The 12044-nt window shown below is 41.9% G+C and carries 8 protein-coding genes, 3 tRNA genes and 1 pseudogene; 5 read left to right on the top strand and 7 right to left on the bottom strand.

What is annotated here, in order from left to right:
* Window positions 1-526: 526 nt before the first annotated feature.
* The 3 genes from ACFO8Q_RS07385 to ACFO8Q_RS07375 all read right to left on the bottom strand — a co-directional run bounded on the left by ACFO8Q_RS07385 (window position 527) and on the right by ACFO8Q_RS07375 (window position 837).
* A tRNA-Gly gene (locus tag ACFO8Q_RS07385) sits at window positions 527-600 on the bottom strand.
* 65 nt (window positions 601-665) lie between these two features.
* Window positions 666-757, bottom strand: a tRNA-Ser gene (locus ACFO8Q_RS07380).
* Window positions 758-760: 3 nt separating this feature from the next.
* Window positions 761-837 (bottom strand) — tRNA-Pro (locus tag ACFO8Q_RS07375).
* A gap of 387 nt (window positions 838-1224) precedes the next feature.
* Here ACFO8Q_RS07375 and ACFO8Q_RS07370 point away from each other — a divergent pair.
* The 5 genes from ACFO8Q_RS07370 (at window position 1225) to ACFO8Q_RS07350 (ending at window position 6938) form a co-directional block, all read left to right on the top strand.
* Window positions 1225-2214, top strand: coding sequence for a tyrosine-type recombinase/integrase (locus ACFO8Q_RS07370; protein ID WP_380025117.1), 990 nt, complete (start codon window positions 1225-1227; stop codon window positions 2212-2214).
* A 2-nt stretch (window positions 2215-2216) separates the two neighbouring features.
* On the top strand, window positions 2217-3209 hold the full coding sequence (locus tag ACFO8Q_RS07365; RefSeq protein ID WP_380025116.1) for a tyrosine-type recombinase/integrase: 993 nt from the start codon (window positions 2217-2219) through the stop codon (window positions 3207-3209).
* Window positions 3210-3445: 236 nt separating this feature from the next.
* Window positions 3446-3640 (top strand): hypothetical protein, encoded by a 195-nt coding sequence (locus ACFO8Q_RS07360; protein WP_380025115.1) that lies wholly within the window; start codon window positions 3446-3448, stop codon window positions 3638-3640.
* A 303-nt stretch (window positions 3641-3943) separates the two neighbouring features.
* Entirely contained in the window at window positions 3944-5860 is a 1917-nt protein-coding gene (locus tag ACFO8Q_RS07355) for a Piwi domain-containing protein (protein WP_380025114.1), read from the top strand.
* Window positions 5861-5876: 16 nt separating this feature from the next.
* Entirely contained in the window at window positions 5877-6938 is a 1062-nt protein-coding gene (locus ACFO8Q_RS07350; RefSeq protein WP_380025113.1) for an SIR2 family protein, read from the top strand.
* A 233-nt stretch (window positions 6939-7171) separates the two neighbouring features.
* On the opposite strand, the pseudogene ACFO8Q_RS07345 reads toward ACFO8Q_RS07350, so the two are convergent.
* The 4 genes and pseudogenes from ACFO8Q_RS07345 to ACFO8Q_RS07330 all read right to left on the bottom strand — a co-directional run bounded on the left by ACFO8Q_RS07345 (window position 7172) and on the right by ACFO8Q_RS07330 (window position 11661).
* A pseudogene (locus tag ACFO8Q_RS07345) lies at window positions 7172-8359 on the bottom strand (transposase).
* Window positions 8360-8688: 329 nt separating this feature from the next.
* Window positions 8689-9036 (bottom strand): DUF7678 domain-containing protein, encoded by a 348-nt coding sequence (locus tag ACFO8Q_RS07340; protein ID WP_380025112.1) that lies wholly within the window; start codon window positions 9034-9036, stop codon window positions 8689-8691.
* Between the two features lie 619 nt (window positions 9037-9655).
* On the bottom strand, window positions 9656-9919 hold the full coding sequence (locus ACFO8Q_RS07335; RefSeq protein ID WP_380025111.1) for a hypothetical protein: 264 nt from the start codon (window positions 9917-9919) through the stop codon (window positions 9656-9658).
* A gap of 701 nt (window positions 9920-10620) precedes the next feature.
* A complete protein-coding gene (locus ACFO8Q_RS07330) occupies window positions 10621-11661 on the bottom strand; it encodes a tyrosine-type recombinase/integrase (RefSeq protein ID WP_380025110.1) in 1041 nt (346 codons plus the stop codon).
* Window positions 11662-12044 lie beyond the last annotated feature (383 nt).

Here is a 12044-nt window from a genome sequence, read left to right as displayed (position 1 = left end):
GCTTTAGCGCCTTAGCGTTACTTGCACTCAGGAGTACATAGCGCGACCAGTCACTTCAGTGACTTTGGCGCGACTTAGTGCCCTTGTGGCGAAAGTTGCAACTAAGCGACAAGTCGCTAAGTTAAACTATATACCCTTGCGGTGCAAAGAACGCATTCAGTGTCGCTGTCGTGACAGCGACAAATGTTATCTTAGCATATCTACGCTACCATTACAACTGGTATTTTTTAGATGTGCCTTCTCGCTTTCGCCGCCCAATTCGTACTGTTTCGCTCTCTCGCGGCGACAAAAGCTATCTTATCAGCTATTCTGATGTTCTTCAATCAGATAGCAAGAACAAATCGAAACAAAAAAGCTCAAGAAACAAAATCATAGTAACCTGATCTATTTCATTCTCCTCGTTACACAGTTTTCTGCGGAATTGCGGAATTGCGGAAACTTCACTTCGGGTACATGAATGGTAAGAAACCTGTCGGCAAGCGAACGTCTTAATAAAGAAAAGAGACCCAAAAGTGGGTCCTATTTTTGGAGCGGGCGATGGGAATCGAACCCACGCGACCAGCTTGGAAGGCTGGAGTTCTACCATTGAACTACGCCCGCGTATGAACTTTTTATGACCCCCACCAAAGCACGTGAGATTCCGCAACCCTGGTGGGCCTGTCTAATGGCGGAGAGAAAGGGATTCGAACCCTTGAGACGCGGTTAACGCCTACACGATTTCCAATCGTGCTCCTTCGACCAACTCGGACATCTCTCCAAATGGTCGGAATGCAGGGATTCGAACCCTGGACCTCACGCTCCCGAAGCGTGCGCGCTACCAAGCTGCGCTACATTCCGATGAACCCCCACAAAGTGACTGTAGAAGCAGCAAATAACGGGAACCGCGGCAAGGCCGCGCAAGGTCTCGCTAAATGCTAAAGCATAAGTCTCGCCATGTTGCGGGGACCCCAAAAGGAATTGGTGCCGGAGGTGGGACTCGAACCCACAAAATCACGATTTTGAGATTGGTGAGATCCCAAAGAGGTGATGTTTGAGTCCTTTTCAACGACGAAATTTAATATATCAGGGTTTTTTAGATTTTGCAAATGTATTTTTTTGAAGTCCACGTCCACGTTTTTCAGACCAAGTTGTATGCACTCGTACGTCTGCCAGACAGGCGAGCCTGCTCCCCCTTTTTGCGCACATCTTTTCCCACACCAAACTCTTAGGGAAAGGATGAAAAAAATGCAATATGAAATCATTTGTGTCTCGGAGCAATCTGTTGTACGACCCCATGGGTTTAATCGGCAAAAATTCGATGAAGCAGTTGGAATGTTTTTGACCAACTGCCGATATCGTAATCTTTCCCCAGTCACTATCCAAGGATACCGCGATTATCTTAACGGACTTCGAAAAGATTTGGAAGATTGGGGACTTTCCATTTTTGAGTTAACACCTAAAGACCTGAGCCACCGAATGGTCAACCAAATGAGAGAAGTTGGGTGTGCCACAAATACAATTAACGGTCGCATTCGGACCTGCCAACAATTCTTTAAATTTCTTTGGAAGGATGGAATCACAGAAACTAACTTAGCTGCAAACCTTCGACCAATTCGATTTGAAAAGCAGATTATCCAAACCTTTACGGAAGAACAAGTTAAAGCCCTTCTTAACCAGCCAGATCGAAACACCTTTACCGGGTTACGGGATTATGTCATCATGCTGATCTTCCTCGAAACCGGAGTTCGAGTCGCAGAAATGGCCAATATGAAAACCTCGGACATTAATTGGGAAGATCAAACAATCCGAATTCCTACGGGCAAAGGTCGGAAGTTCCGAATTGTTCCAATCCAACAAACCTGTATTAGGGAATTAAGAAGATATATGATAGAGCGCGGAAACCAAGGCTGTGACAACCTTTGGGTTACAGTTTTTAACAAACCCTATACCCGATACGGAATTATCGATATGGTACGAAGATACCGAAGACGGGCGGGTATAAAAGGGGTTGCAGGCTCGTGCCATACATTTCGGCATACCATGGCCAAGTTTTTCCTAATAAATGGAGGAGATATTTTTACTCTCCAATCCATTTTAGGACATGCCACCTTGGAGATGACTCGACAATATGTTGAGCTGTTTTCTTCAGATATTCATTACCAACATGCGAAATGCAGTCCTATTGAGAATCTGGTTGCAAACGGCGGAAGTTTCGAAGAAAGTGAGGGAGAGTAAAGATGACTCTACAAACAAGACGTCGAAAGAACACCCTCACGACTTCTAAAACTGCCAATTCTATTCTTCCACAGAAAGAAATTAAACTCGAGGAAGTAGTCAAGTCCTTTGTGCTGGATTGCCGGGCACGAAACCTTTCCAGCCGTACAATTCAGTTTTATCAAGAGGTTATTGGCTGTTTACAGAAGACTTTCCAGGAGCAAGGACTAAAATTTGATGTTACAACGGTCACCCAGAAAGATTTGAAGCATCACTTTATCGGGTATATGTTAGAAAAAGGAATTGCGAGTAACACGGTTAATGGCAGGATAAAGGGGTGTAAGGCATTCTTTAAATTTCTGTTTCAAGAAAGATTTATATCCGACAACCTCGCCGATCAACTGGAATTGATCAAAGCCGAAAAGAAGATGATTCAAACCTTTACAAAAGAGCAGGTTATTCAACTTTTAAACCTACCGAACCGGGACACCTTCACAGGATTACGTGATTACACAATTATGCTTATTCTTCTTGAGACTGGGATGAGGCTAAGTGAATTAGTAGCCCTTACAGTAAGCGATGTCAACCTGAAGGAATTTGAAATTCGTATCCTCTCCGGGAAGGGGCGTAAGGCGCGGCGGGTTCCGATTCAAAAAACATGTACCCAGGTATTAAAAAGATACCTTCTAGAACGAGGAGATGTAGAAACCGACGCACTATTTATCAATATAGACAATGGCCCCTTACATCTCCGAACCATACAGGATATGATTAGCTCCTATGGTAAGGCGGCTCAAATTACCGGGGTTCGCGTATCACCACACACTTTCCGTCATACAATGGCGAAATTTTATATTTTGAATGGCGGTGACGTATTTACCCTACAACAAATTTTGGGCCATACAACCTTAGACATGGTTCGATATTACGTGGAACTGTTTTCATCTGATATCAAGAAACAACACCAAAAATACAGTCCCGTCGAAAACATGACTCGGCGTCGCAATGTAGTATAATTCAAAGGGTTGACATTCATAAGTCACTTAGACTGTCGGAATTCCCGACAGTCTAAATTTTTAAGTATTCTTTCTTACTGTTTTTGACAAATGGGTTAAACGAAAGAAGATGCATCAACGGAATTGATCAGTTTTACACCGTACCCCAGAACAAACTGAATAGCAAAAAGGGGGCAAAAACTTTATGAACCTCAGCTTTTCCTGAAGGCCCTCGTATCGAAAAGGGTGATGTTTTCATGTTTCAGTTTTATGACGCGAACACCTCGAACGTCAGCCAAAACGAATTGTTGAGCAAAGAACAGTTTTGCTTTTTCATGGAAAAATTCGGAAAAATAAATGAGGATTTTCGATTGATTCACGTCGAGCGGTCTGATTGCCACAATTCCATTCTAATCATGTACATCAGATTTAACGAAGAAATCCGTACGTAATGTATCGACGGAGTTGCGACTTTGACACTTCTAACCCCTCTGTCCGCGCCCTTTCTAAGAATTCTTGACGATTCATAAACCACCACTTCCTTTAGTTCCATAGTAGTCAGGAGCTTGTCCCAAAACAACGGGTCGAAAGTGTGCAGGTGTAAATTTACAGACATGTCAACAAGAACAAGAATTCCGAACGGTTGGCGATAACAAAAACCTTTGGTGCCCGACCATTACTAAAAAGCAGGACCAAATCTTTTTTTGTAGAATTATGGAAGTATACGTAACTGCACTCGATCGAAGGTGATATGCATGCAAAACTTACCCATTAGGCTCAATTTCTTTGCTTTGTCTAACCAAGAGTTCTGCTTTACATTGTACCGTCAAAAATTTAACGGACAGCCCAAACAAGATGGTTTCTACAAAGCGAAACTTCCAACGGATAATTCCTTGGAAACATATGAGGATTATTATGTGACTACTGTTCCAAAAGACGGTTTCGAGCGTTTCGTTTGCTTGGGAGATTTCAATACACACTTGACCGTCAAACTTCTATGGGACAGTTTCTTGACGAAAATAAGAAAATCTCTGAATCAGGATGAATACGAAGTGGATGACCGCCGCTTTTCACGAAAACTGGCGGTTGTTATTGGCAGACACCCTGAAGGAAATGAAGTTGTAGAAATGGAGCCTTATTACTTGAAGTCAGAACGCAAGTTTGGTTTCTTAGTCGATTTTGCGTTTCATCGTGCAATAGGTGTTCCTTATTCACTTCGAGTACAACAATTAAGTTTGAGTGTGAAACACAATTATCGTGCAAACTTTGACTTTTATAATGACAAATACGGAAAAATTGAAACATTTAAACGCAAATTCAAAAGTCGTCTTTTTCCTTTTTCAATCGAAGAGCAAGATTATGACATCGAAAACGAACTCTACCTGTTGCCCTCACAACTTTTAAAAACCAAGACTTACATTTTTGAAAACGGTGAAAGCAATTCGCAATTTCAAGGATTGAAGACTAAAGGTCCGTTTGCCAAAGTCGAAGGAGATCCCCTGTTCGTTTTTGTATTTGAACCCCATCAACGGGATCAGGCAAACGACTTGTATTCCGCTCTCGTAGGAAAGGCGTATCCCGGAACTTTTCCGGGTATCCAATCGATGTTTAATCTGACAATCAACAAAGATAACGTACTACGCATCCTGATCCCTTCATTATCTAGAGATGATTTAAGCAAAGTGGAGTTTGAACTTGAAAGGATTATCAATTCGAACAAAGATAAAAAAATCGCAAGCTTTTTCATTATTAACGAACAAGAAAAAGAATCTGATTCTGAATTCTCCCCTTATCATTACCTAAAATTCATTTTCACTCGAAAAGGAATTCCTCTTCAGACGGTTCGTTTTGAAAAAATTACTGGCAGAGATGGTTTGAAATGGTCCGTTGCTAATATCGGGCTCGGACTGTTTGCAAAAATGGGGGGAATCCCTTGGAAGGTTAAACCCAGTAATGAAAAGTGTATAATTTTTGGACTGGGTTCCGCCCACAAAATCGGCGAAGATGGACGAGTAAAAAAATATTTCGCTTATTCTGTTTCCATGGATTCAAGCGGGGTGTATAAGCAAATTAACGTTCTAGGCGATGCTGAGAACAAAACCCAGTACATTGAGCAATTGAAAGAAAATATCAAAAACGTTATTGATGAAAACATACCTCTGGAAGTTGAGAAATGCGTAATTCATTTACCTTTTAAGATCAAAAAAGAAGAAATGGAATCGATCCAAACCGGGGTACGGGAAGTTTCCGAAAGTCATCGTGACATACAATTCCAATTCATTAAAATTAACACCGTAAATAAATTCTTCGGATATGCGGAAAACAACAGCAAAGTTCCTTATGAAAGTTCTTACGTCCAACTAGCACCAAATGAATATTTAGTTTGGTTCGAGGGGCTTCACTATGGAAAAGAACTGGTTAACAAACGTTTTGGAAGCCCTGTTCATATCGAATTTTTAAACAGCAAAGATTTGCCAAACGAGGAAAAAAGAAAATATTTGCAAGATATCATCAACCTTTCAGGTGCAAATTGGCGAGGTTTTAACGCGAAGTTGTCCCCAATCTCCATTTTCTATCCCGATTTAATTGCGAAATTTATTGCTGAATTTCAGGAATTGGATTCGGATAATAGCATTGATATTACAGGATTTGAAGCGCCTTGGTTCCTGTAGATAGGAGATAGTAATAATGAGTATTAATACGAATGATGTTATTTTCTTAATAGGTGCCGGATGCAGTTACGACGCTGGTATCCCAACTGCGACTAAGATGATTGACGATATAGAGATTAAGCTTCTTAACGACCGGGACGAGTGGAAGGTTCACAGAGATTTGTATTTTTATATTAAGAGTGCCATTCTATACTCGGAAGGTATATTTGGGAAATTTAATATCCTCTTTAGTATTGAAAAATTCGTAAACGTCTTGACCGAACTTCGGAAAAAAGAAAAAAACGTGGTTTATCCTTTCATTGCGAACTGGAACAACCGTTTAATAGATCTTGCCGGTCAGAATTTTGACAATATCGAAGCATTGAAAAAATTGATTACCAAGCAATTGATCAACTGGGTCAAGAAGGATGATTATAGACAATCTGAATATTATAAGTGCTTTTATGAGTTCCAGAAAGAACTGGAACATCCTTTGCGAATCTTTTCGTTAAATTACGATCTTTGTTTTGAATCAAATAAGCCACAGGACACCACAGATTTGCTTGAATTGGGATTTGATAATAACAACGTATGGAATAGTGCCCGCTTCGAAGAAGAACACCCTGACGTAAATGCAGCAATATATTTGTATAAGCTACACGGCTCCATTACCTGGAAACGAGATCGGGATCACGGTAACATCCTGAAACTATCAGCGCACCCAGAAGAAGAACCGGATCTGATTTTTGGAACAGACGCTAAACTTCAATCCATCGATCCGTACCTGTTTTACGTTTACGAATTTAGGAAATATTCTCTCCAGAGTAAAGTCATACTTGTTATTGGATACAGTTTCAGTGACCATTACATCAACAACCTCATCAAACAATCTTTACAACACGATTCAAATCGGATCTTAATATGCGTAGATATGAAAGATGGTGATTCCGTTAGGAATGATATTGTAAGAGCCCTAGAACTGACGGATGCTTCTCAAATTGTTGTTTACTCTAAATCAGCAAGAGAGTTCCTTGAAGAGAATTTGAATGCAGAAGAAATTTCAAGACACATAAGAAAAACCGAAGAAGAAGTGTTTTAAAGTTTGAAAAGACAAGTCAGTATATATGGAGTGCCGTTTATGGCTAACAAACAAAATAGTAGATGTTACGATAATACGCTACACCGCTTTTATATTGAGCGTTTTGCAAAAATAGCGATTTTACGATAAACGAAAGAAAAAGATCCATTGTAAGGAATTCGTTTCACTTTCATTCTTTAAAGTCCAACAGTGAAATGGGCATACCTGCAGAATTCTCAGGTTTGGACTGATTCTTAAGCAGTTTGTTTCTTTGATTTCGCTTTGCAAATGGCTAACGCTGTTGCCAGCAGTACAATCATACACATGGGTTTTGACTTTCTCAATGCCGCCCACATGGACATCATTTGCCGTAAGAAACTCTTTCAAGCGTGAGTTGCAACGCTCCCCCGCAGTTCTTTCATTGTAAAGAAGTTTCCAATTCTTCGTATCTCGGTGGGGATTACAAAACCGACGGATATCATCCTTGATGTTCACCTTCACTACCATCCCATAGTTGGAAGAGGAACACCAAGACGTTCCATGTGGACAATCGACTTTGCCAACCGCATGTGGGCAGCGGAACTTCAGCCAATCTCCGGTGGTCCCCCAATACGCCATCTCGTATCCCATGGAACAACGAGGAGTTCCACGGGAGGAGAAACCGGCTGGCGGTTCTTTCTCATTCCGAAGATTCAGAGGAATGATTGCTTGTGCTTTGTGAACACGAGCGGCTTGATAATTCTTGAGTTGATCATACCCGGCATCCATGATGAAATACTTCACATGTTGTTGAGATTGCTTGACAACTTCGTCCATAAGTGGCGGTGCCATATCTCCGTCATTGACATGAGCCGGTGTGACATCTAGGGCAACGGGTAATTCGCTCTTTGTATCCACCGCGAGGTGAATTTTGTAACCAAACCATGTAATTTTGTTACCAAACGAGTCAAACTTCGCACCCCAGGGGGCATTACCAGTGTCCTGACAGCGGGATTTCGGCTGCTTCTTCTCATACGCCTTAATGCCTGTCGTGTCAATGGCAATCTTGCTTCCGTCGATGATCCCTTCGTTGCGGCACTGTTGAACGAGATCGAGAAAGAGTTTTTCAGCGAGTTTCTTTCTTACCAGTTCGCTAAACACACGACTCAAAAAAAGTCGAAATGGAGGGTGCAGGTTTATCCATCCGAAACCCGCATTGATAACGGAAACGCAAGTCGGTATCCAGCCGATGATGTAGTGCCGTAAATGTCGAGATTCCTTCCAACGGGGCTACTAAGAAAGCGCGTAACAACGCTTCTCGACAAATTTCCTCAGCCCCTTGGGGTGACGGACTCCTCAATTGCTTTGCGTAATAATGCAGAAAAGAAAATTGGTAATCGATCTTTGGACTCAATTTTTCGCCAGTCCTCAAAGGAAAACAAGGTTTCTTGGAGAATATACAAAGTGACTTCCCTCCAGTTGGGTTTTCTTGTTTAGTCACTTGAAAACTTCTCCAATTTGGGGTGAAGTCCTTTTTTTATCCTTGAAAAGCCTCGTGGGACAAGGGGTTAGGAAACTGCAAAATGCTCATATTATTAAAACACTTTACACTACTACCTGCATCGGGGAGATGATTCCGGAAGCCGGGAGGGAGAGCTCTTCCTAGGTATGGCTACTTCCAAAGATATATGGTTAAGCTGCGTTGAATTCCTCTTATTTTAAAGAGACTCTGGAATTTTTCGGGGATACATAGTAGAATGACCGGCTTATTTAATATAATCCATGCGATTGGCTAATCTGACAATGCTTTGTGTCTTTGGGCTTCCCATTCCCAATCTACTTTTCGTCCATCAAAGTACTGAACAATCTTGTCCACGATAGGCCGAAACTTCGCCGAGGGGAGGGTACCATCCCAGCCACGATCATAGTTGGCTAAAGCGTCTTTTAAGCTGTCCCCTTTTTTCCTGTAGATAGTCAGAGCTGAGATTTTTCCATCATTAATCCCGTACTTTGATGGAGCTTCAAAGACTCTTACGTAGACATAATATCCATCAACTTCTCCTTCGTACCAAGTACCACCAAATCTACTGGGTTTTTTTAAAAATTTCATTGCGCCACCCCGTTTTTTTCTTTTGTTCATTTTGATTCAATCCCGATTCAATTTAGTGTAGATGTCAAGTAGAACGGCTTGTCCTAGGGGGCCTCACGTTAGTCTTTCCAACATATAACCCCTAATTACAAACCCTCCTTTCAGCCCCACAAGATTGTGCATTAAATCGGACAGGCATTTTCAGAATTTCCGACTTCTGTTGATTTGACGGTTCGGTAGTTTGAAGAAGATGCATTATCACATCACATTCCGACATTTTTGATTCTCCTTTCTGAAAACTTGAAATTATGATATAGCCGATTCAGTAAATTGATGGGCCTGCTCCTCTTTTCAGCCAATCCCTTGTAGTAAAAGTCCGTTGTAATCCAAATACCTGATCAAAACAAATAATTGAAAGGCAACGCCTTGTTTAACCCTTGATCCCATTTACACATCCAACTCATTCCTCATCACTAAGATCCTGCAAGAGGGCGTTTCCGTTTTTATCTTCGCAGGTTTCCCATTCATCATCGAATAACCATTCCCGCATTCCTGCAAGTTTTCTTCGACTTTGGGGATTTCAGACAAAGGTTCTTGATAGTAGGTCTTACTCATTCAAGGAGAGTACTTCTATAACGAATATCAGGAACCGTCTCCTCACCGATTTTCATCACATCCATTCCTCGGGAGTGATTTTTATTGTGCGAATCTTGACTCCACCCTTTTTGGCCAGTTCTTCAGCCATTTGAATCGCTTTGTTCCGTCCCGGAATACCACAGAATGCGGAGTTTCCGAATAAAGAATCGCTCGGTAGATGATTAAAGTGAACATCGAAAAAGTTGTCTCCATAATCCAAGATTTCGACTACAACTTCATTTCTCGGGGCGATCTGTTCATCAACTTTAATGTACTTGCCAATTTGTTCGACTTGCATCTTGAGTCCCTCTTTCTGTTCTTTTGATCGAGAAACCTTTTTTCCCTCCTAGCAAACTTCAATCGCAATTTTGGTTTTCCTTTACCTTTCCTCATTTGTCACAAACCACCGTACACTTTCGGATATAATGGAGTTTTTCGTTCCCACTTAACCCTTCGGGATAGCCCTCAATTTTGATGACAATAAAAAGTCCTCCACAGGAACAGAGAAACATCTTGTTAACCTCACAAATTTTCGGTATAGCTATTTAAACTATGCTAGACCAAACCAATGTCTTACTTATCAAACAGTGTCCTCACTATCAAAAGCGCCTTATTTCTTCTTAACCGCTAGTCTTCTATGGACTTCGTGAATCTCTGACTACCACTTATCTTTCAAATCGGAATTTCGCCCTACTAGGTGCTCCAAATGTTCTACGGAAAGTCGTCCAAATCTTCCAAGACCGTTTCGACCGCTTTGAATGTTTGGGCAGCGTATCGTTCCACTTGGTCGCGAAGATAGGGACCCAAATGATGCATGTCTAACCATCCCATACTTTCATCTCCTTTCTCCCCAACGTGAGCCAAGCTTACCATCGACACGCGAGGCCATCAACTCACATCGAAAACTAGAGCTAAACAAGACATAAATTATGAATTATTGTTTTGATGTTCATATGGATAACAAAAAAATTCTGATCGCCACTTCATTAAGTTTCTTATTTAGTCGGTAGAATTCGAGAGTGAATTCTTAGAATAACGATATAGGTGACGCATGGGTGAGGCTTTGGTATGCTGCAGTTTTTTTTCGGGTTTCCAAAGATTCACATAGACTTTTACCATGTCCTGCGTCGTATGACCCAAGATTTCTTGTAAACTAAACGGGTCGCCGCCGTTTAAAATATAGAGTTTCGCAAATGTATGGCGCAGGGTATGAGGGCTGATTCGTACTCCAGTAAGCCCCGCCTCTTGTCCATAATCTTTGAGAAGTTGTTGGAACGTACGAGGCCGAATGGGTTTACCGTCGATAGTGACAAAGAGAATATCGGTCGCAAGTTCCCCGCGTATCCGGATGTATTTCATAAGCACTTTTCGTACTTCGTCACTAAAGGGAACATCCCGAGGTCTCCGGCTTTTGCCCAATACCTCCGTCAAAAAGCAGCGTTTCAGATCTACTTGCGGCACTCGTAACCTTAAGATTTCTCCGAGCCGGAGTCCAGTATCGATCATCAAAGCGAGCATCGTATAATCCCGGTATCCGGTGAACTTCTGCTGATCCGGCTGGGCAAGCAGCGCCACTACCTGTTCTTCCGTAAACGACGGTATGACGGGTTTGTGTCCACTCCTTATTTTCAGATGATAAGTCGGATTTTCGGTAATCCACCCTTCCCGCTGCAAAAAAGAAAAAAACCGTTTCAAAGTCTTGATCCGGTTGTTAATTGTAGTCAGTGCATATTTTTTGTGCTCCGCCATATACATAACAAAGTGTGTACGGATGGCTTCGACCGATACACCTGTAATTTGCGCCATAATCCCCTGCTCCTGGAGCAGCCTTTTATAAGCCCCCAAGTTTTCCCTTTCGTACTCTACGGTTCGGGCAGAGGCAGTCTCCGATTGTTTGGCACGCAGGTACAACTCCACGGCTTCCTCCCAGGTCAAATGTGTGCCAGAACCATGATACATTTCCGGATCGTACAGGGTATTCGATCGCCGACGAGACTGGGGGGACTCCTCACGGCGAAACGGTACAATGTGTCCCGACATCTTACTTCCTCCTTCCTTAAAACTTGCTTTATTTACACTGTTTGATCCAATTCCCCTAGGTATCAGGTGCTCAAGTTGCTCAAGTTAAGAAAAACGGCTTTGTTACTTTCCGCTACTCAAACTTGAACTTATTGAGAGTCTCAAAAAAACGGGAGTCTTAAAGCCCGCCGCCTTGACAAGTGGCACATACGGTCAATTCGGGATTTTGTTCATATCCTTTACGGCTTTTAATCCTGTTTTCCTTACACTTGCGGCATAAAACCATAACAAAATTCGGGTCTCCGTGTGTCAAATCCAAATACGCCTTTCGATATAAATCAACCCCATTGGGTTCTCAAATCCTTTCTGCACTCTACTTTTCATTGTAAAAGTGGAGATTTGTA

This window comes from Effusibacillus consociatus (assembly GCF_042652925.1).
GTDB lineage: Bacteria > Bacillota > Bacilli > Tumebacillales > Effusibacillaceae > Effusibacillus > Effusibacillus consociatus.
The sequence above is the reverse complement of the archived record's forward strand: the minus strand, read 5'-3'. Positions and strand labels throughout refer to the sequence as shown.